Genomic DNA, 18,939 nt, shown 5'->3' with positions numbered 1-18,939 from the left:
CAGAAGCGCGGGCTGCAGTTACCGTAAGCTCAGCGCAGCCGGGACACCGCGTCCCGGCAACACCCAAGGCAGGCGCCGCTAACGCAGACGGAGCAGCGATGAGCGTAGACAAAAACACCCGGAACCTGGAGCCGGGAATCGAGCGGGACTTCAGCAGGAAAATGAGCTACGGATCCTATTTGGGCCTCGATGAGCTTCTCTCTGCCCAGCATCCGGTCAGCAAACCCGTACATCATGACGAAATGCTGTTCATCATCCAGCACCAGACTTCGGAGCTGTGGCTGAAACTGGTGCTCCATGAACTGCGCGGGGTCCGCGTGCGGCTGATGGCAGATGACCTGCGGGCAGCGATGAAAGGAATCGCACGGATCAAGCACATCCAGCGCTCGCTGACGGAGCAGTGGTCGGTGCTGGCGACGCTGACGCCGTCCGAATATGCGGAGTTCAGGGGTGACCTGGGGGCGTCCTCCGGATTCCAGTCCTACCAGTACCGGGCGGTGGAGTTTCTGCTGGGCAACAAGAACGCCGCCATGCTGGATGTGTTCGCCGCCGATCCGCAGGCGCAGGAGCTGCTGGCCGGACTACTGAAGCAGAGCAGCATCTATGACGAGTTCATCCGGGTCCTGCACCGCCGCGGCTACGCCGTCGGGCAGGAACTGCTGGACCGCGACGTGAGCCAGGCACACGTTTTTGATGAAACCCTGATGCACGTCTTCCGTGAGGTTTATGAGGAGCCCGCGGCCAATTGGGACATCTACGAAGCCTGCGAGGAGCTGGTGGACCTGGAAGATAATTTCCAGCTCTGGCGCTTCCGGCATCTGCTCACCGTCCAGCGGACCATCGGCATGAAGCGCGGCACCGGGGGATCCTCCGGGGCAGGCTTCCTGCGCAGCGCCCTCGACCTGACGTTTTTCCCGGAGCTATACGCAGTCCGCACGGAAATCGGGCAGCGTTGAGGATGCGCTATTTTTAGAAGGTGCTGATATCTGACCGCGACATTCGGGCCGAAATTGCTGACGAGCGGATTGTCCTCGATCCCTATGACCCCGCAATGGTCCAGCCTTCCAGCGTTGACGTGCGGATCGACCGGTATTTCCGGCTCTTCGACAACCACAAGTACGCGCACATCGACCCCTCCCTGGACCAGCCGGACCTCACCCGTCTGGTGGAAGTGGCGGCGGATGAGCCGTTCATCCTGCACCCGGGCGAATTCGTGCTGGGCTCCACCTATGAAAGCGTCACGCTTCCGGACGACGTCGCTGCCCGCCTGGAGGGGAAGTCTTCCTTGGGCCGGCTGGGCCTGCTGACCCACTCCACTGCGGGTTTCATCGACCCCGGATTCTCAGGGCACGTGACCCTGGAGCTCTCCAACATGGCCACCCTGCCGATCAAACTCTGGCCCGGTTCGAAGATCGGGCAGCTGTGCTTCTTCAAGCTCAGCTCACCCGCTGAGTACGCCTACGGCACCGGGGTCTACGGCAACCGGTACCAGGGCCAGCGGGGCCCGACGGCGTCGCGCAGCCACCTGAACTTCCACCGCACCAGCATCTAGCCGACGGGCCAGCAGTCCCGTCCGCCCCCTCCGGAAACCCGTACCCGGGGTTTATGAAACACGGTGGACAGGTCTGCGCCGCAGTGCCAGATTGTGCGCATGGAACCTGCAGAACCGGCTGAGCTTACGCACTATCTGGCTGCGCTGGACCACCCGATGGCGCCCGTCGTGCGGAGCCTCCGGGCCGCCATTCTCTCCGTGGACCCGCAGATCCGGGAGAACATCAAATGGCATGCGCCCAACTTTTTCCTGCGTGACGACTTTGCCACCTTTAATCTGTTCCGGCCGGACACCGTGCAGGTGGTCCTGCACACCGGTGCCAAGCCGAAGCCCGAGCACCGGGAAATCACGGTTACGGACCCGCACAAGCTGCTTCGGTGGGCCGGCCGCAACCGGGGAGTGGTGACTTTCCCAACCCGGGCGGCAGCCGAGGCAGCGCTGGAGGACTTCACCGGCGTCGTGCGCCAGTGGGTCTCGCAGCTTGAGTAGCCGCTAGACCTCCGGGACCACGGCGCGGGGCGTCCGGTCCGGGGCGCGGACCGGAAGCAGGGCAAGCAGGCCCAGCAGCAGGACCAGCAGAATGCCGATGATGCCGTAGCGCTGCGCACCGAAGATGGTGATGAAGATGGCAAACAGCGACGGCGCCAGGAAACTCACGGCCCGTCCGGTGGTCGCGTACAGGCCGAACAGCTCCCCTTCTTCACCGTCCGGGGCAAGCCGGGCCAGGAAAGCACGCGACGCGGACTGCGCCGGCCCAACGAACAGGCACAGCGCCAGGCCGAAGACCCAGAACGTCGTGTCACCGCTCCAGGTCAGGCCGAACAGGTTGGCCTCCTCCGGGCCCAGCGCAGCGATGGCCGAACCGGCCACCAGCAGACCGGTCAAGGATCCCACGATGACGGGTTTGGGGCCGATGCGGTCGTCAAGGAAACCGCCGGCGAAGGCCCCGGCCGCTGCGACGATGTTGCCGAAGATGGCGAACATGATGACCTGGGGGAGGTCCCAGCCGAAGGTCCCCGCGGCGATCACGCCGCCAAAGGTGAAGACCGCCGCCAGGCCGTCCCGGAACACTGCACTGGCCAGCAGGAACCAGAGGGTGTGCGGACTGGTCCGGTAAATCGCCTTGATCCGGCGGAACAGCAGGCCGTAGGACGCGAAGAAGCCCAGCTGGGCGGCTTTGGTCCGGGGGACCTCCGGCACGGTGAAGAAGATGGGCAGCGAAAAGACCAGGAACCAGACGGCGGAGAACACTGCCACCGCGCGGATGTTCTGGCCATCCTCCGACGTCACGCCGAACCAGCCCACATCGGGGTTGATGAAGCCCACAAGAACCAGCGCTAGGGCAGCGATGCCGCCGACGTAGCCCATCGCCCAGCCGAAGCCGCTGACTTTTCCGACGGAGCCGGGTGTGGAAACCTGCTTGAGCATCGCGTAGTAGTTCACATTGGCGAATTCGAAGAACACATTCGCCAGGGCGATCAGGGCCACGCCCAGGAGCAGGAAATCCGGGCTGGGGTAGACAAAGAAACACAGGCCCGTCGCGGCGCAGACCGCCACGGTGTTAATCCCGAGCCACAGCTTCCGCCGGCCGCCGGAATCGGAACGCTGCCCGGTCACCGGAGCCAGCAGGGCCACGACGGCGCCGGCAATCGCCAGGGCGGTGCCCAGCACCGCCGATGCCCGGGCCTCACCGCCAAACGGGGCTGAGGTGAGGTAGACGGTGAAGACGAAGGTGGTCATCACGGCGTTGAAGGCCGCCGATCCCCAGTCCCAGGACGCCCACGCCCAAATCTCCCGCCGCCGGACGGCCGCCGGTGTTCCTGCAGGTCCGGGCGTTATGTGCGTCATTGATGCCATGATCCAGATGCTAGCCCGCAACGGCCTTATTAACGCGAAGGGGCACGGGAATATTCCCCGGCCGGATGACACCCCCGGAATGTGCCCGGGCGTATGCCAAGGGTAGAATAAACACAGCCCCTTGCCCGCAACGTTGATAACTAAAGCTGTGTTCTGACCTGTAAACCCTATGAGAACCCGGGAGATCTAACGTGCTAGTTGTGCTCACCGTTCTGTTCACGGTGGCATTAGCAGCGCCGTTATTCTTCCGGTGGTTTGGCCGCTCAGCCTTCTACATTCTGGCCGCCGTTCCGGCAGCAGCGTTCATCTGGCTGATGGCAACCTTCCCCTCGTATACCGGGGCTGACCAGAGTCTTTCGTCCGGCGCTCCGAATGCACCGCCGTCGGTCGTGATCCCGTGGATTCCGGACCTCCGCGTCGAACTGTCCTTCCGTATGGACGCGTTGTCCGCGGACCTCTCCATCCTGATCCTCGGCGTCGGCTCGCTGGTCCTGTTCTACTGCGCCCGCTACTTCCGTCCGGAAGACCCGAAGATGGGTGCGTTTGGTTCGCAGCTGCTGGCCTTCGCCGCAGCGATGTTCGGCCTCGTTACGGCGGATGACCTGATCCTGCTGTTCATCTTCTGGGAACTGACCACAATCCTGTCCTACCTGCTGATCGGCTACGCGGCGCACCGGCTTTCGGCCCGCCGAGCGGCGCTGCAGGCACTGATCGTCACCACCTTCGGCGGACTGGCGATGCTGGTGGGCATGATCATGCTCGGCTCGGTTGCCGGTACCTACCGGATCTCCGAGATCATGGCGATGGCCCCGGAGCTGGTCGCGAGCGGCGTGATCGTGGACATCGCGATCGTGCTGATGCTGGTCGGCGCCGTCTCCAAATCCGCGCTGCTGCCCTTCCATTTCTGGCTGCCAGCCGCCATGGCCGCACCCACTCCTGTCAGTGCGTACCTGCACGCGGCGGCGATGGTGAAGGCCGGCATCTACCTGGTGGCGCGCCTGGCCCCGGGGTTCTCGGAGACGGAGTATTGGAGCGCTGTCATCTCCGTGCTTGGCCTGGCCACGCTGCTGCTCGGCGGCTGGCGGGCGCTGCGCCAGCATGACCTGAAGCTGATGCTGGCTTACGGAACGGTGAGCCAGCTCGGCTTCCTGACGCTCGTTGTGGGACTGGGCAACCGGGAAGCCGCCGTTGCCGGCATCGGGCTGCTGCTCGCCCACGGTTTCTTCAAAGCCACCCTGTTCCTGGTCGTGGGCATCATCGACCACCAGGCCGGTACCCGTGACATCCGCAAGCTCTCCGGCGTTGGACGCTCCGCTCCGCTGCTGGCCGCCGTCGCCGCCGTTGGAGCCGCCTCGATGGCGGGCCTGCCGCCGATGGTCGGTTTCGTGGCGAAGGAATCGGTCTACGAAACGTACGTCCACTACGCCGAGCGGCAGAACGACTTCACCGGCTGGATCCTGCTCATCGGCGTCGTGGCCGGAGCCATCCTGACCTTCGCCTACAGCTGCCGGTTCATCTGGGGCGGGTTCGCCACCAAGAAGTCCTGCGAACCCATCGCATTCAAGACCGTGCCGTGGCCGTTCCTGGCCCCGCCCGCGCTTCTTGCCGCCGTGACAATCTTCTTCGGCCTCTGGCCCCGGCCGCTGGACGCCGTCATCACGCCTTACGCGGACCTCTACCCGGTCGACGGCGAAGCTACGCACCTGGCGCTGTGGCACGGCTTCACCCTGGCCCTGGGACTGACCGGCGTCACCATCGCTGCCGGTCTGCTGCTGTTCTGGCAGCGAGACCGGGTGGAACGGATCCAGACGCTTACCGCCAGCCCGCTGGACGCCGAACGCTCCTACCGCGGCCTTATCGGCCTGCTCGACGACGCCGCGGTGTGGGTCACCGGCCGCACGCAGCGCGGTTCACTGACGTTCTACCTCTTCGTGATCCTGTCCATGGCGATCATCAGTCCGCTGGCCGCGGTGATCTTCCGCGGCGCCCAGATGCCGGAGCATTTCCACTGGTTCGATTCCCCGGTCCAGGCCGTCATCGGTGCTGCAGTGGTGATCGGCGCCCTGGGCGCTGCCCGCGCCAATAAGCGCTTCCTGGCCGTGCTGATGGTCAGCGTCAGCGGCTACGGCATCGCCCTGATCTTCGCGCTGCAGGGCGCCCCGGACCTGGCCCTGACGCAGATGCTGGTGGAGACGATCGTCCTGGTTGCCTTCGTGCTGGCGCTGCGCTCCCTGCCGGCCCGGCTGTGGAAGCGCGAGCCCACCGGCCAGCGGCTGCTGCGCGCCCTGCTGGGAATCAGCTTCGGGGCTGCGATGGTGGTGTTCGCGATGTCCGCGATGGCCTCCCGCGTGGCCGAACCGATTTCCCTGGCCTACCCCGAACTGGCGTACAAGGGCGGCGGCGGACTCAACATTGTCAACGTCACCCTGGTGGACATCCGCGCGTGGGACACCTTCGGTGAAATCTCCGTGCTGACCATGGCCGCCACCGGTGTCGCCTCCCTGATCTTCATCCGCGGCCGCGGCGACAAGCGGCGCCGCGCCGACGAGGTTGCCACCGGGTCGGTGGACCGCGGACGCGAACACTTCGGCTCCTCCGACCGTGAGGCCGCCACGCTCGCGCTGGCACGCAAGTTCTCCACAGTGGCGCGCGAAGCATGGCTGGTGGCCGGCCGGACACTGGCCCCGGAACGCCGGTCGATCATCTTCGAGGTGATCACCCGCCTGCTTTTCCACTCGGTGATCATCTTCTCCGTCTACCTGCTGATCGCCGGGCACAATGCCCCCGGCGGCGGATTCGCCGGCGGCCTGATGGCAGGCCTGGCGCTGACCATCCGCTACCTGGCCGGCGGCCGGTTCGAACTTGCCGAAGCGACCCCGGTCAGTGCGGGCATGCTCCTGGGCGGCGGGCTTGGCCTGGCCGCGCTCTCCGCGGCCGCACCCCTGTTCTTCGGCGGGCAGATTCTGCAAACCGCGATCCTGAGCTTCACCTGGCCGGTCTTCGGTGACATCAAGTTCGTCACCTCCACGATTTTCGACATCGGCGTCTACCTGGTCGTCGTAGGCCTGGTCCTCGATGTGCTCCGCAGTCTCGGCTCTGAGATTGATGAACGCAGCGAAGGCGGCACCTCTGACGATGAGGACCTGATCGAAACCGAACCTGAACTGCTGGATGCGGAAGGAGTGTCCCGATGAGCGTGAACATCACGCTGCTGCTGATTATGGGCGCACTGTACGCCGCCGGCATCTACCTGCTCCTGGAACGCAGCCTGACCAGAGTGGTGCTGGGCCTGGCCATGATGACCAACGCCACCAACATCCTGCTCCTTGCCACCGGCGGTTATGAGGGGCTGGCGCCGCTGTTCAACGCGGACATTCCGCCGGAGGATTACAACGATCCGCTGCCGCAGGCGTTCATCCTCACGTCCATCGTGATCTCCTTCTCCGTGACCGCGTTTATGCTCGGCATCATTTACCGCTCCTGGGTCCTTGGACGGCAGGACGAAGTGCAGGACGACATCGAAGACCGCCGCGTGGCCAGCCAGAGCAGCTACGACGCGGAAGACGACGCCGACGTCCCCGAGGACACCACGGAGTTCACACCGGCGGAGGAAGCCGAGGAAGCACCCGGGTCGCAGCGCGGCGCGGGCACCGGAACCACAGGAGAGGCAAAACAATGAACGCTTCCAGTTTTGCCCCGCTCGCCGTCGTCCTGCCCTTCTTTGGCGCGGCGCTGGCCTTCATCCTGATCCGGCACCAGCGTTCCCAGCGGATCGTCAGCATCAGCGTGCTGACCCTGACCCTGCTGCTCGAGTGCTTCCTGCTGACCGCCGTCTGGGAAACCGGGGCGCAGGCCGTGAACATCGGCGGCTGGCTCCCGCCCTTCGGCATCACCATGGTGGTGGACCAGTTCTCCGCCCTCATGCTCGTGGTTTCCACGGCCATCAGCCTGGCGGTGCTGATCTACGCTGCCGGCCAGGGCATGGCCGACGGCGACGAAGACGGACCCATCTCGATCTTCCACCCGACCTATCTGATCCTGGTTGCCGGCGTCTCCAACGCCTTCCTGGCCGGAGACCTGTTCAACCTGTACGTGGGCTTCGAGATCCTGCTGACGGCCAGCTACGTGCTGATGACCCTGGGCGGCACCACGCCCCGCATCCGCGCCGGCGTGACCTACGTCGTCGTCAGTGTGATCTCTTCCGTGCTGTTCCTGATCGCGATCGCCATGATCTACGCGGCCACCGGAACGGTGAACATGGCGGACCTGGCCACGAAGCTGGGGGAGCTGGACCCGGGCACGCAGATGATGCTGCACCTGATGCTGCTGGTGGCCTTTGGCATCAAGGCTGCCGTTTTCCCGTTGTCCTTCTGGCTGCCGGACTCCTATCCGACCGCTCCTGCGCCCGTCACCGCGGTGTTCGCGGGCCTGCTGACCAAGGTTGGCGTGTACGCCATGGTCCGCACCGAAACGCTGTTGTTCCCGGGGGACCGGATCAACACGCTGCTGATGATCGTAGCCGGGCTGACCATGCTGGTGGGTATCCTCGGTGCCCTGGCGCAGACCGACATCAAACGTATGCTCTCCTTCACGCTGGTCAGCCACATCGGCTACATGGTGTTCGGGCTGGCTGTCGCCTCCGTGGTCGGCATCGGCGCCGCGGTCTTCTACGTGGTGCACCACATCACCGTGCAGACCAGCCTCTTCCTGGTGACAGGACTGATCGAACGCCGGGGCGGGACGGCCAACATGGACCGGCTGGGCGGATTGGCCAAGCTTTCCCCGCTGCTGGCAGTGCTCTACTTCATCCCGGCCATCAACCTCGCCGGCATCCCGCCCTTCTCCGGGTTCCTTGGAAAGCTGGGGCTGATGCAGGCCGGCGTTGACCTGGGAACCCCGCTGGCCTACGTGCTGGTCGCAGCCAGCGTGCTCACGTCGCTGCTGACCCTGCTGGTGATGGCCCGGGTGTGGAACCGCGCCTTCTGGCGCACGCCGGAAGATGCCGTGCACCCGGATCCGATCCTGCTGGCAACCACCCCGGACGGCAGTGCCGTCCGCGATTCCGGTAACGTCCGGGAACACCAGAGCGGACGCTTCGCCGGCCGTTCCACGGTGAACCTGCTGCCGCGGTCCATGGTCTACCCGACGATCGGGCTGGTGGCCCTGGGTGTGGCCCTGACAGTGCTTGCGGGGCCGCTCTTCTCGCTCAGCGACCGGGCTGCCCAGGACCTGCTGGACCGGACACCGTACATCGAAGCCGTCTTCGGTGAGGGGAACGTCCGATGACCAAAAAAGCCCGCATGCGCAACCACCCGCGGATTCCGCTGCTCAAGGAACTGCCGCTGATCATTTGGCTCATCCTGCTGTGGGGAGCCCTCTGGCAGGACTTTAGCCTGGGCAACCTGGTCTTCGGTGCGCTCATTGCCTTCGTGGTCACCAACATCTTCTACCTGCCGCCGGTGGAGCTGAGCGGCCGGTTCAACCTCATCTACGCACTCGGCTTCGGCGTCCGGTTCCTCTACAAACTGGTGGTGGCTTCGGTCCAGGTGCTGTGGCAGGCCATTGCGCACGGACCCAAAATCCGCAACGCCGTGGTCGCCGTCAAACTGCGAAGCCACTCCGACCTGCTGGTGACGGCCACCGGTCACTCACTGTCCCTGATCCCCGGGTCCCTGGTGGTGGAAGTGGACCGTTCCACGTCCACGCTCTACCTCCACTGCCTGGGCGTGGACACACAGGAAGCCGCAGAAAAAGTCCGCGATGATGTCCGGGCCACCGAGTCCTGGCTCATCCGGGCCATCGGAACCAAGGAGGACCTCGCGCTGGTGCGTGCCGAGCAAAAAGACCTCAGGGAACTGCGGAACGGAGAGGTTAGCTGATGGCTGCCGTGATCATAGCCGCGGCCGTCATGCTCGCCGTCGCCGCCGCCGGGGCGATCTTCCGGATTGTCCGCGGTCCGTCGATCCTGGACCGCGTGCTGGCAGCGGATGTGCTGCTGGCAATCCTGGGCGGTGCCCTGGTGATTGAGATGGTGATTCACCGGAATCTGGATTTCCTGGCCCTGCTGATCGCGATCTCGCTGATCGGTTTCATCGGTTCAGTGACCGTGGCCCGCTTCGTGACGGACAGGAGGTAGCCGTGAGTGAAAACGTGATCGACGTGATCGTCGCGGTCCTGCTGCTCGGCGGTGCCCTGATGTCACTTGCCGCCGCAATCGGGCTCATGCGCTTCCCGGACCTTATGAGCCGGATGCACGCAGCGTCCAAACCCCAGGTCCTGGGCCTGCTGCTGTTCCTGATGGCCATGGCCGTGGAGTTCCGCAGCTGGGTGCTTCTGCCCATCCTGGCGGTGTGCTGGATTTTCCAGCTGCTCACCGCTCCGGTCTCAGCGCACATGGTGGGCCGCGCCGGCTACCGGACCAAGCACCTGCGCCCCGAGCTGCTCACCATCGATGAGCTTGATGACGTGGTGGAACGTGCACAGCGGCTGATGTTTGAGGCCGCTGCGGAGGACGAAGGCGACTCCGCTGATCCCAAGGTCGACGACGATCCCGGGCAGGAGCCGGACGGCACCTATTACACCGGGAATCTGGATGATGAAGAGATGGAGCGCGCCCGCAGGGAAACCGAGGGACCTTCCCGGCCGCCCGGCCGCAGCCGGGAGGGCTAGGCAAACGAAAAGCGGTTTCCCAGCAGCTCGGCGCTGCCGGGAAACCGGTTTCCAGGTTCCTTAGACAACCTCGGGAGTGCGGTTGTAGCGGGCGATTGCCTTCTGGGTGCCGCGGTTGGTCAGGACCCGGATGACCTGGCTGACGGCCCCGGAGACCAGGGCGAAGATGACGGCGGAGCGAAGGCTCACGTCAAGGGCCCCATCTTTGTCCTTGGGGGGCTCGTTGCCCGTGGCCTTCGTCCAGATGAAGTCCAGGATCTTTGCGGATGCCAGCCCCGCGCCGATGCTTACGCCGGTTCCCAGCAGTTTCAGGATCAGGTTCATATGCGCTCCTTGGCGTTGTTCGGTGCTATCGGTTCCTACGCTACCCGCAGCCAACCCAAAACAACCCGAAACCCGGGTGTACTGCGTGTACAGTGGACCTCGCATACATACGACAGGGGAGCGCCGCTTCCTCCGAACCGGGTAACCGGGCGGGGAATTCGGGCGCTGAGAGTGCGGACCAAGCCGCAGACCCTCGAACCTGCTCCGGTTAGTACCGGCGAAGGGAGTCGAGATCTCAGGGGTGCACCGCCGCAGACCGCGGGGGTTTCCCTCCCCTCCTGAATACAGGAGGACACTCTTATGGAACACACTCTTCAACGTGCACCTGCGCGCAGCCCTTACTCATGGCGCGTGGTGGACATCGTGGTCGCTTCGGTGCTGGCGGTGGCCGTCGGCGTCGTTTTCTGGGCCTGGTCACTGGCCTATGGCGGGGTTGAGGCCCTGGTCCTGGCCTTCCCTCCGATCGGCGGGCTGTACACGGGCGGCTGGCTGATCGCCGGTGTCCTGGGCGGGCTGATCATCCGCAAACCCGGCGCCGCGATCTACTGCGAAGTCCTCGCCGCTGCTGTCTCGGGCGTCCTGGGTACCCAGTTCGGCCTCTCCGTCCTGCTTTCCGGCGCCATCCAGGGCCTCGGCGCGGAACTGGTCTTCCTGCTCTTCCTCTACCGGAAGTTCTCCCTGCCCGTTGCGCTGCTTGCCGGTCTCGGGTCCGGGATCTTCCTGGGCGTCAGCGAATCGATCCTGTACAAGCCGGAATGGGCCTTCCAGTGGCAGGCACTCTACACCGGTTTCGCAGCGGTCTCCAGCCTGGTGCTGGCCGGGCTGTTGTCCTGGCTGGCGGTGCGGGCGCTGGCACGGACCGGGGTGCTGTCTTCCTTCGCGGCAGGCCGCACGGCGGACGTATAAGACCATGCAGCGACGTACTTCTCCCGTAGCCGTCAGCGCCCACAACTGGGGCTGGCGGCACGCCGGGCGTAAAAAGCCCGCTGTGGCCGGGGCGGATTTTGAGATCCGGCCCGGCGAACGGGTGCTCCTCCTTGGGGCGTCAGGCGCCGGCAAGTCAACCCTGCTCCATGCCCTCGCCGGAGTTCTCGGTGAGGACACCGGCGGAACCGAAACGGGTTCACTGACGCTCGACGGCGTCCACCCGCAGGCAGCACGCGGCCGCGCCGGACTGCTGCTGCAGGATCCGGACACCCAGATTGTGCTTTCGCGGGTTGGTGACGAGGTTGCCTTTGGGGCAGAGAACCTGGGCATCGCCCGGGAAGAGATCTGGGAGCGCGTGCAGGCGGCGCTCGACGACGTCGGGCTGGCCGTTCCGCTGAACCACTCCACGGCGGCGCTCTCCGGCGGACAGAAGCAGCGCCTGGCCCTGGCCTCCATCCTGGCCATGCAGCCAGGCCTGCTGCTGCTGGACGAACCGACCGCCAACCTGGACCCCGACGGTGTGCTGGAAATCCGGGACGCCGTCGCCCGGGTCCTGGACCGCACTGCAGCCACGCTGATTGTGGTGGAGCACCGGGTCGCCGCCTGGGCGGACCTGGTGGAGCGGGTGATTGTGCTCGACGCCGGCGGCGGGATCCTCGCCGACGGGCCGCCGCAGGAGGTACTTTCCGGTGCCGGTACCCGCAGCCGCCTTGCTGAGGCGGGGGTGTGGCTGCCGGGTGCCGGGCCGGGAGGGGCAGGCACCAGTTTCACGCGGGCCGCCGCCGCGCGGGATCCTTTTCCACCGGCACCCGCGGGCCAGTCCGCAGGAGCGGAGCTGCTCGTGGCGCGGAGCCTGGACGTGGCCCGGAACTCCAAGGGGCAGGCGGTGCTGGAAGGGGTGGACCTCAGCCTGCAGGCCGGAACGGCCCTGGGCATCACCGGCCCCAACGGGGCGGGTAAATCGACGCTGGCACTGACCCTGGGCGGGCTCCTGCGTCCGCGCGGCGGGGAACTCGCAGCGGCACCGGAGTTGGCCCGCGGCGCAGGCAGCAGTCCGTGCAAATGGAAGTCTGCCCAGCTGGTCACCCGGATCGGCACGGTTTTCCAGGAACCGGAGCATCAGTTCCTCACCGGATCGGTCCATGACGAGCTGGCTTTTGGGCCGCGGCGGGCCGGACACAGCGAGGCGGAGGTGGAGGCCGTTGTTGGGCGGCTGGCCGAGCGGCTCCGGCTGCAGTCCCTGCAACAGGTCAATCCCTTTACCCTCTCCGGCGGGGAGAAACGCCGGCTGTCAGTCGCGACCATGCTCGCTACTGCCCCGGACATCCTGCTCCTGGACGAACCCACGTTCGGGCAGGACGCCAACACCTGGCGCGAACTCGTGTCGCTGCTGACCGAGCAGCGCGATGCCCACGGCTGCACAGTGGTTTCCGTAACCCATGACAGTGAGTTCACCGCTGCCCTTGGCGGCCGGACACTTCGGGTCGCCGGGGGACGGGTGGAGGAACTGCTGCCGGTCCACGGCCGGACGCCGGGAGGAGCGGCATGAGTGCGGACACCATGCGTCACGGAGCAGCCCTGGACGGCACCCGCGCCCCGGCCCTGACCACGGCTAACCCGCTGTCCACGCTGGGGGCCGCCGTGGCGGTGACAGCAGCGGTGCTGCTCACCGTTGACTGGGTGAGTGCCACAGTGGTGCTGGCCGGGGAGCTGCTGCTGCTTCCCCTGCTGCGCATCCATCCCTGGACGCTGCTGAAACGGATCTGGCCGCTGATCATCGCGGCAGCCATTGGTGCCTACGGAACGGCGCTGCTGGCGGAGAAGACCGGAAGCGTTGTGCTGGACGCGGGACCGCTGCTGTTCACCACCGATTCCGTGGCCGCAGGCATTGCCATTGGGCTGCGCGGCCTCGCCATTGCCCTGCCGGGGATCTTCCTCCTGGTCTCCACCGATCCCACGGACCTTGCCGACGCCCTGGCCCAGCGGCTGCATCTGCCCGCCCGGTTTGTGCTCGGCGCGCTGGCCGCGATGCGGCTGGTAGGACTGCTGGTGGAGGAATGGCGAACCCTGGGACTGGCCCGGCACGCCCGCGGAGCGGACACGGCAAGCGGTCCGCTGGGGCGCTTCCGAAACCTGCTGGGCCAGGGGCTGACGCTGCTGGTGCAGGCGATCCGCCGGGCTACCCGGCTGGCCGTGGCGATGGAGGCCCGCGGATTCGGCGGAGGGCCCAGGACCTGGGCCCGGACCTCCACCTTTAGCCGGATCGACGTGTGGGTGCTGCTGTACGGTGTGGGGCTGGCTGCTTCCGCGGTCGCTGCAGCCGTGGTGGCTGGAACCTACAACTTCATCCTGACCTAGTTCCGGCCCGGGCCGGGCCTGCCGGCCCGGGCGAAGCGGAACCGCTGCTCCGGTTACAGGACGGTTTCCACCAGCGCTGCCAGCTCGGCCGTCAGCTCACGGGACACGGGGATGGCTTTACCGTCGATCGACCTGACCGGCGCAAGCAGCCGGATGCTGGAAACCAGCCACACGCCGTCGGCCTGGTGGAGGCGGTCCGGCTGGAGGGGGCCGTAGCCGAGCTGCCAGCCGGACTTCGCGGCGGCGTCGAACAGGGCGCTCTGGGTGGTGCCGGGCAGGATGCCGCTCTCCAGCTCCGGGGTCAGGAGGGTCTTCACACCGTCCTTGACTTCCGCCAGGACCACGGTCGAGGTGGGTCCTTCCAGGACCAGCCCATCCGAGGAGGTAAAGATCACATCGTCGGCGCCGTGCTCATGGGCGTAGCGGATTGATGCCATGTTCACAGCGTAGGAAAGCGTTTTGGATCCGAGGAGCAGCCACGGCGCCCGCTCGGCCACGGTGCTGTCATATCCGCGGTCCAGCAGCAGCACATCGAGCCCGGTCCGGCGCTGTTCAGCCGCAGAGGGCGGCACCGGGGAGGCCTGGACCCAGGCTGTCGGCTGCCCGGCACCTTCGGGTCCGCGGGTAAGCAGGAGCTTCACGACGGCCTGCTGATCCCCGTAAACCCGGGCGAATTCAGCCAGGGCGGTGCGGATCGCCGGCTCCCACCTTTCCGGCGGAGGGAACTCCAGCCGGAGGGCAGCAGCGGAACCCGCCATCCGGGCCAGATGCGATGCAAGCTTCCGCGGGTGCCCGTCCACCGCCAGCATGGATTCGAAAACCCCGTCTCCGCGGGTGGCCCCCAGGTCTGTGGCCAGCAGCTGTGGAACAGAGGCATCGGCCACACGGCCGGCGGGGAAAGCGGTATCCAGGAAAACCAAAACACTCATACGTCCAAGCGTAGTGCGCCCCAGTGCCGCAACCGGGGTCCCCAGCCGACTAGGCTAGGGGGACGTTGGCCTGTTGGAGGGAAAAGAAGCGTGTGGTGGACGGTTACGGCTCCGAACTGGCTAGCGACGGTTTTGACGATCCTGGACTTCGCAATCCGGATCATCGCGCTTGGCGTGGTTCCCGGAAACCGCCGGCCCACCACGGCGATGGCCTGGCTGCTGTGCATCTTTTTCCTGCCGGTTCCCGGCATCATCCTGTTCACCCTGTTCGGCAACCACCGCCTCTCTGAACAGCGCGTTGAGCGGCAGACCCTGATCAACCGCAGGGTCCGTGACAACACCCGGGAGCTCGAAGCGCAGTCCAGTTCCTACCTGGGCCCGGAATGGGTGATGTCCGCCGTCGAGCTGAACCGCCGGCTGGGCTCACTGCCCAGCCTGGACGGCAACAAGGTGGAGCTCCAGCGGGACTACGAGCAGTCCATCCGGGAGATGACCGAAGCGGTCCGCGCCGCGGAGCACTACGTGCATGTTGAGTTCTACATCATGAGCTACGACGCCGTGACCCGGGACTTCTTCGCCGCGCTTCAGGATGCCGCCAGCCGTGGTGTGAAGGTCCGGCTATTGTTCGACCATATTGGAACGCTGCGGGTGAAGGGGTACCGCCAGCTGCTCAAGGAACTGAAGTCCAGCGCCATCCAATGGCATCCGATGCTGCCCATCCAGCCCCTGCGCGGCCACTGGCGGCGGCCTGACCTGCGCAACCACCGCAAAATACTGGTGGTCGACGGCGTGCTGGGCTTCACCGGGTCGCAGAACCTGGTGGAGCCGGGCTACCGCAAGCCGGGAAACCACCGGCTCGGCCGCAAATGGGTGGAACTGATGAGCCGGCTCGAAGGACCGGTGGTGGATGAACTCAACGTCGTCTTCGCCACCGACTGGAACATGGAAACCGATGAGAACCTGGAACAGGAACTCAGCCTGTATGAGTGGACCTACGAGCCCGGGGACGTCACCTGCCAGGTGGTGCCCAGCGGCCCGGGTTTCACCACGGAAAACAATCTGCGGCTCTTCACCTCCCTGATCTACTCCGCCTCGGAACGGATCTCCATCACCAGCCCGTACTTTGTCCCGGACGACTCGCTGCTTTACGCGATTACGACGGCGGCGCAGCGCGGTGTGCAGGTGGAACTGTTTGTCTCCGAACGCGGGGACCAGCTTCTGGTGGACCACGCCCAGCGCTCCTACTACGAGGCGCTGCTGGAATCCGGCATCCGCATCTGGCAGTACCCGGCACCGCTGGTGCTGCACGCCAAGCACTTCACCGTGGACAACGACGTCGCCGTCCTGGGCTCCTCCAACATGGACATGCGGTCCTTTTCGCTGAACCTTGAAGTGTCCATGATGATGTACGGCGGGAACATCGTCGAAAAGATGCGCCAGATCGAGGACACCTACCGGAACCTGTCCAAGGAACTGGTCCTGGAGGAGTGGCGGAACCGGCCGCTGTGGCAGCGGTACATAGACAACGTCGCCCGGCTGACCGCCACCCTGCAGTAGCGGGTTATCCCGCCGGCACCTCCGAGCCGAGCGCGCCCAGGACCCCGCGGGCCTTGGTGCGCACTTCCTCCCATTCGGCCTCCGGGTCCGATCCGGCGGTGACCGCGCCGCCGACGCCGAGGCTGAGGTCCACGCCGCCGTTCGCAGAGCGGCTGAGCACCAGGGTGCGGATCACCACGGAGAGGTCCGCCGCACCTGTCAGCGAAAAGTAGCCGACGGCGCCGGAGTACGCCCCGCGCGGCGCAGCTTCCAGCTCGTCCAGGATGGCCATGGTGCTGGCCTTCGGAGCTCCGGTCATGGAGCCGGCCGGGAACGCCGCGGCGACCGCTTCGGCACGGCTGGCATCAGGGAGGAGCTGGGCATCAATGGTGCTGACCAGCTGATGCACCGTGGCATAGCTCTCCACCACGCACAGGCGTGGAACTGTCACTGAACCGGCCACGGCCAGCCTTGAGAGGTCATTGCGCATCAGATCCACGATCATGATGTTCTCCGCGCGGTCTTTGTCACTCGCCAGCAGCTCGCGGCGCAGCGCCGCATCCGCTGCGGGGTCCTGCCCGCGGGGGCGGGTGCCTTTGATCGGTTCGGCGCGCAGGCGCCCGTCCGCACCGACGCGGAGGAACCGCTCGGGTGAGGTGCCCGCGAGCGTGATCGGTCCCAGCCTGAGCAGGGACGCGAACGGTGCGGGGCTGCGCCGGCGCAGCGCGGCATACAAATCCAGGAGGGCCTCCGCCGCCAGCGGTTCGGGCAGGCCTGCATACAGGGCAGTCGTGAGGCAGACCTCGTAGGTGTTGCCCTCCGCGATCTCCTGCTGCGACCGGAGCACCTTGGCCAGGTATGCCTCCCGGCTGTCCCGGAAGGCAAAGGCTGGTGCGCTGCCGGGCGGGAACGCGGGCGTCTGCGCGGGGGTGGAACGGGCGGCGGCAGCCTCCGCGGTCCGGCTGGCGGTGGCGACGGCGGCGGATGCTCTGGCAAGCCACCCTTCGTCCGGGTCCGCTGCGTCACCATCCGTGTTTTGGTGGTGTCCCGAAACGCCGCCGGAAAAGGTGTCGAAGAAGGAATCCTGCAGCGTCAGCAGGTGGACACGGCCGGCGGCATGATCCAGGATGACGGCGCGGCCCGCGAAAACCAGTGCTGCGTCCGGTCCCGGTCCGGCGACGTCCGCGCCGCCGGTTTCACGCTTGAGTTCGTAGCCGAGGAAGCCCAGCCAGCCCAGCGCGAACGGGCAGGCCATGCCGTCGGGCGCAGGCACCCGGGCTTCACCCCATTCCCGGTCCAGCCAACGGAAGAACGGGCCCGGGACCACGGTGGTCACCGGTCCGTGCGTGATCCTGGTCAGCCCCGCTGTGTGCTCGGCGTACCGGCCCAGCAAGCCGCCGTCGTCTGCCATGATGCTGAACCGGCTGCGCCCGGGAGGGCTGCCCCCGGCGCCGGCGGTAGCGGCGTCGGAACTGTCCAGCCAGACCGCGTTCGGTGACCCGCCGTACAGTTCAGCGAACAGTGCCAGCGGGTCTGGGGTGCCGTCGAGGGTGTGTGCCTGAACGTGCAGGTCCGGACGGGCCAGGCCCAGTCCGGGGGAGGGCAGCTGCAGTGAAGCGAGCGCCCGCAGCACCAAGCGTGGCAGTGGAACCTGGGGCTGCGCCGTCTGGGGCTGCGGCACCTGCTGCAGCTGCGCTGGGCCCTGGCCGTCGCCGTCGTTGTCCACGGTGGAGGGAGGAGCAGTGGGTTCACTCTGGACCAGAACGTCAGCGGCGGAGGACACCGGGTCGCCCGCAGCCCAGGCCGCCTCCTGCGCAGCCCAGCGGTCCCAGTGGGGAGCATAGGTCTCCCCGTCGCGTGCCAGGGCACGTTCCCGGCGCACAGATTCCGGGGCCTGGATCCAGAGGACTGCGTCCAGCGTGTTGCGCGCTGACCGGTGGCCGGCCCCGACTCCTTCGAAAATCACAATGTCCGCCGGCTCGGTGGCGTGCTGCGCGCTGTATCGGCCCGCCACCCAGTCCCAGGACTGCCAGTGCGCGCTGCGGCCCTGGGCCAGCGGCTCCAGGACACGCCGGCGGTAATAGTCCATGCCGGCGTCCAGCCCGTCCCAGCCCGGATAAACGTCCTCCAGATGGAACACGGCCACCGAGCGGTGAGCGCGGAGTTCGGCCGCCAGCTCCAGCGCCAGACTGGTCTTTCCTGCTCCGGAAAAGCCGTCAACGGCGATCAGCAGCGGGCGCTTCGTTGCAGGGGACATCAGCGCCGCTCCGCCAGGGCGCTGCGGACAAAGTCCACCACGCCGGGAACCGCAGCCTGGATCAGGGCGTAGGAGGAATCAAAATCCGACATGTCTCCGTACCAGGGATCTTCGATGCCCTGCTGCTCCAGGGACAGCGCTGCAGCGGCCGGGTCAAAACTGCGCAGCATCCGGATTCTGTCCTGTCCGGACTCCGGGGCTTCGGCCAGCAGATGAGTCAAATGGCCGTAGTCCAGGGCCAGGATCAGGTCCCGGCTGCGGTACCACTCCGGTTCAAAGGCCCTGGCCCGGAAGCTCTCCAGCGGCGGTTCGGGGAAGTCATGCTTGAGCAGCTCGGCGGCGGTGCGGGGGTCCATCGGGCGGCCCGCTTCCCAGCCGGTGACACCGGCTGAGTCCACCGACACCTGATTCGCCAACTGGGCGTCGCTGAAGGCGCGGGCCAGGCAGAACTGGGCCATGGGTGAACGGCAGATGTTTCCGGTGCAGACCGTAATGATGCGGTACATCGGTTAAGCGTACCCAGCGGCCCG

Annotated in this window: 18 protein-coding genes and 1 riboswitch; of the genes, 13 read left to right on the top strand and 5 right to left on the bottom strand. The window is 66.4% G+C overall.

Going from position 1 to position 18,939, the window contains the following annotated elements; translation table 11 throughout:
* Positions 1 to 98 precede the first annotated feature (98 nt).
* From H9638_RS12470 to H9638_RS12460, 3 genes are all read left to right on the top strand, one after another.
* A complete protein-coding gene (locus H9638_RS12470; protein WP_191747763.1) occupies positions 99 to 956 on the top strand; it encodes a tryptophan 2,3-dioxygenase in 858 nt (285 codons plus the stop codon).
* Positions 957 to 976: 20 nt separating this feature from the next.
* Entirely contained in the window at positions 977 to 1,552 is a 576-nt protein-coding gene (gene dcd, locus H9638_RS12465; protein WP_191747761.1) for a dCTP deaminase, read from the top strand.
* A gap of 99 nt (positions 1,553 to 1,651) precedes the next feature.
* Positions 1,652 to 2,041 carry a DUF1801 domain-containing protein gene (locus H9638_RS12460; protein WP_191747759.1) on the top strand — a complete coding sequence of 130 codons (390 nt, stop codon included), beginning with the start codon at positions 1,652 to 1,654 and terminating at the stop codon, positions 2,039 to 2,041.
* Between the two features lie 3 nt (positions 2,042 to 2,044).
* Here the strand turns inward: H9638_RS12460 and H9638_RS12455 are convergent, their stop codons facing one another.
* Positions 2,045 to 3,400 (bottom strand): MFS transporter, encoded by a 1,356-nt coding sequence (locus H9638_RS12455; protein ID WP_225217393.1) that lies wholly within the window; start codon positions 3,398 to 3,400, stop codon positions 2,045 to 2,047.
* Positions 3,401 to 3,600: 200 nt separating this feature from the next.
* Here H9638_RS12455 and H9638_RS12450 point away from each other — a divergent pair, with 200 nt between their 5' ends.
* From H9638_RS12450 to mnhG, 6 genes are read left to right on the top strand one after another with little or no spacing between them, the layout of a single operon-like run.
* On the top strand, positions 3,601 to 6,603 hold the full coding sequence (locus tag H9638_RS12450) for a Na+/H+ antiporter subunit A (protein ID WP_191747756.1): 3,003 nt from the start codon (positions 3,601 to 3,603) through the stop codon (positions 6,601 to 6,603).
* Complete coding sequence (locus tag H9638_RS12445; RefSeq protein ID WP_191747754.1) at positions 6,600 to 7,088, top strand: Na(+)/H(+) antiporter subunit C; 489 nt, start codon at positions 6,600 to 6,602, stop codon at positions 7,086 to 7,088. Before H9638_RS12450 ends, H9638_RS12445 begins: the two co-directional genes overlap by 4 nt.
* Positions 7,085 to 8,695 carry a Na+/H+ antiporter subunit D gene (locus H9638_RS12440; RefSeq protein WP_191747752.1) on the top strand — a complete coding sequence of 537 codons (1,611 nt, stop codon included), beginning with the start codon at positions 7,085 to 7,087 and terminating at the stop codon, positions 8,693 to 8,695. Before H9638_RS12445 ends, H9638_RS12440 begins: the two co-directional genes overlap by 4 nt.
* The gene (locus tag H9638_RS12435) at positions 8,692 to 9,288 is read left to right on the top strand and encodes a Na+/H+ antiporter subunit E (protein WP_225217352.1); all 597 of its coding nucleotides are present in this window, start codon (positions 8,692 to 8,694) and stop codon (positions 9,286 to 9,288) included. The genes H9638_RS12440 and H9638_RS12435 overlap by 4 nt, the downstream gene beginning before the upstream one ends.
* On the top strand, positions 9,285 to 9,545 hold the full coding sequence (locus H9638_RS12430) for a monovalent cation/H+ antiporter complex subunit F (RefSeq protein ID WP_404799665.1): 261 nt from the start codon (positions 9,285 to 9,287) through the stop codon (positions 9,543 to 9,545). The genes H9638_RS12435 and H9638_RS12430 overlap by 4 nt, the downstream gene beginning before the upstream one ends.
* 2 nt (positions 9,546 to 9,547) lie before the next feature.
* On the top strand, positions 9,548 to 10,078 hold the full coding sequence (gene mnhG / locus H9638_RS17175) for a monovalent cation/H(+) antiporter subunit G (RefSeq protein WP_191747748.1): 531 nt from the start codon (positions 9,548 to 9,550) through the stop codon (positions 10,076 to 10,078).
* A gap of 60 nt (positions 10,079 to 10,138) precedes the next feature.
* On the opposite strand, the gene H9638_RS12420 is transcribed toward mnhG, so the two are convergent.
* Positions 10,139 to 10,402 carry a DUF4235 domain-containing protein gene (locus H9638_RS12420; RefSeq protein ID WP_191747746.1) on the bottom strand — a complete coding sequence of 88 codons (264 nt, stop codon included), beginning with the start codon at positions 10,400 to 10,402 and terminating at the stop codon, positions 10,139 to 10,141.
* Between the two features lie 104 nt (positions 10,403 to 10,506).
* Positions 10,507 to 10,645: riboswitch (TPP riboswitch) on the top strand.
* A 57-nt stretch (positions 10,646 to 10,702) separates the two neighbouring features.
* Here H9638_RS12420 and H9638_RS12415 point away from each other — a divergent pair.
* From H9638_RS12415 to H9638_RS12405, 3 genes are read left to right on the top strand one after another with little or no spacing between them, the layout of a single operon-like run.
* Positions 10,703 to 11,308 (top strand): ECF transporter S component, encoded by a 606-nt coding sequence (locus tag H9638_RS12415; RefSeq protein WP_191747744.1) that lies wholly within the window; start codon positions 10,703 to 10,705, stop codon positions 11,306 to 11,308.
* Positions 11,309 to 11,312: 4 nt separating this feature from the next.
* The gene (locus tag H9638_RS12410) at positions 11,313 to 12,878 is read left to right on the top strand and encodes an ABC transporter ATP-binding protein (RefSeq protein WP_191747742.1); all 1,566 of its coding nucleotides are present in this window, start codon (positions 11,313 to 11,315) and stop codon (positions 12,876 to 12,878) included.
* An 11-nt stretch (positions 12,879 to 12,889) separates the two neighbouring features.
* Positions 12,890 to 13,687, top strand: a complete 798-nt coding sequence (locus H9638_RS12405) for an energy-coupling factor transporter transmembrane component T family protein (RefSeq protein ID WP_191747916.1) — start codon at positions 12,890 to 12,892, stop codon at positions 13,685 to 13,687.
* 53 nt (positions 13,688 to 13,740) lie between these two features.
* Here H9638_RS12405 and H9638_RS12400 read toward each other — a convergent pair whose 3' ends face one another.
* The gene (locus tag H9638_RS12400; protein ID WP_191747740.1) at positions 13,741 to 14,616 is read right to left on the bottom strand and encodes an aminodeoxychorismate lyase; all 876 of its coding nucleotides are present in this window, start codon (positions 14,614 to 14,616) and stop codon (positions 13,741 to 13,743) included.
* 132 nt (positions 14,617 to 14,748) lie between these two features.
* Between H9638_RS12400 and cls the strand changes: the two genes are divergently transcribed.
* The gene (cls, locus tag H9638_RS12395) at positions 14,749 to 16,173 is read left to right on the top strand and encodes a cardiolipin synthase (RefSeq protein ID WP_191747738.1); all 1,425 of its coding nucleotides are present in this window, start codon (positions 14,749 to 14,751) and stop codon (positions 16,171 to 16,173) included.
* 4 nt (positions 16,174 to 16,177) lie between these two features.
* On the opposite strand, the gene H9638_RS12390 is transcribed toward cls, so the two are convergent.
* Both H9638_RS12390 and H9638_RS12385 read right to left on the bottom strand, forming a co-directional pair.
* The gene (locus H9638_RS12390) at positions 16,178 to 18,409 is read right to left on the bottom strand and encodes a chorismate-binding protein (RefSeq protein WP_191747735.1); all 2,232 of its coding nucleotides are present in this window, start codon (positions 18,407 to 18,409) and stop codon (positions 16,178 to 16,180) included.
* Complete coding sequence (locus tag H9638_RS12385; protein ID WP_191747733.1) at positions 18,409 to 18,915, bottom strand: low molecular weight protein-tyrosine-phosphatase; 507 nt, start codon at positions 18,913 to 18,915, stop codon at positions 18,409 to 18,411. Before H9638_RS12385 ends, H9638_RS12390 begins: the two co-directional genes overlap by 1 nt.
* Positions 18,916 to 18,939 lie beyond the last annotated feature (24 nt).

Origin of the sequence: Arthrobacter pullicola, from assembly GCF_014836875.1 — a bacterium.
Taxonomy (GTDB): domain Bacteria; phylum Actinomycetota; class Actinomycetes; order Actinomycetales; family Micrococcaceae; genus Arthrobacter_B; species Arthrobacter_B pullicola.
This window is presented reverse-complemented; position numbering and strand designations above follow the sequence as displayed.

What these genes read in the sequence shown, in the direction of transcription:
- H9638_RS12410 (WP_191747742.1), top strand. Translation starts at nt 11,313, where the DNA reads ATGCAGCGACGTACTTCTCCCGTAGCCGTCAGCGCCCACAACTGGGGC.
- H9638_RS12445 (WP_191747754.1), top strand. Translation starts at nt 6,600, where the DNA reads ATGAGCGTGAACATCACGCTGCTGCTGATTATGGGCGCACTGTACGCC.
- H9638_RS12385 (WP_191747733.1), bottom strand. Translation starts at nt 18,915, where the DNA reads ATGTACCGCATCATTACGGTCTGCACCGGAAACATCTGCCGTTCACCC.
- H9638_RS12405 (WP_191747916.1), top strand. Translation starts at nt 12,890, where the DNA reads ATGCGTCACGGAGCAGCCCTGGACGGCACCCGCGCCCCGGCCCTGACC.
- H9638_RS12400 (WP_191747740.1), bottom strand. Translation starts at nt 14,616, where the DNA reads ATGAGTGTTTTGGTTTTCCTGGATACCGCTTTCCCCGCCGGCCGTGTG.
- H9638_RS12440 (WP_191747752.1), top strand. Translation starts at nt 7,085, where the DNA reads ATGAACGCTTCCAGTTTTGCCCCGCTCGCCGTCGTCCTGCCCTTCTTT.
- H9638_RS12390 (WP_191747735.1), bottom strand. Translation starts at nt 18,409, where the DNA reads ATGTCCCCTGCAACGAAGCGCCCGCTGCTGATCGCCGTTGACGGCTTT.
- H9638_RS12420 (WP_191747746.1), bottom strand. Translation starts at nt 10,402, where the DNA reads ATGAACCTGATCCTGAAACTGCTGGGAACCGGCGTAAGCATCGGCGCG.
- H9638_RS12455 (WP_225217393.1), bottom strand. Translation starts at nt 3,400, where the DNA reads ATGACGCACATAACGCCCGGACCTGCAGGAACACCGGCGGCCGTCCGG.
- H9638_RS12415 (WP_191747744.1), top strand. Translation starts at nt 10,703, where the DNA reads ATGGAACACACTCTTCAACGTGCACCTGCGCGCAGCCCTTACTCATGG.
- H9638_RS12460 (WP_191747759.1), top strand. Translation starts at nt 1,652, where the DNA reads ATGGAACCTGCAGAACCGGCTGAGCTTACGCACTATCTGGCTGCGCTG.
- H9638_RS12435 (WP_225217352.1), top strand. Translation starts at nt 8,692, where the DNA reads ATGACCAAAAAAGCCCGCATGCGCAACCACCCGCGGATTCCGCTGCTC.
- H9638_RS12470 (WP_191747763.1), top strand. Translation starts at nt 99, where the DNA reads ATGAGCGTAGACAAAAACACCCGGAACCTGGAGCCGGGAATCGAGCGG.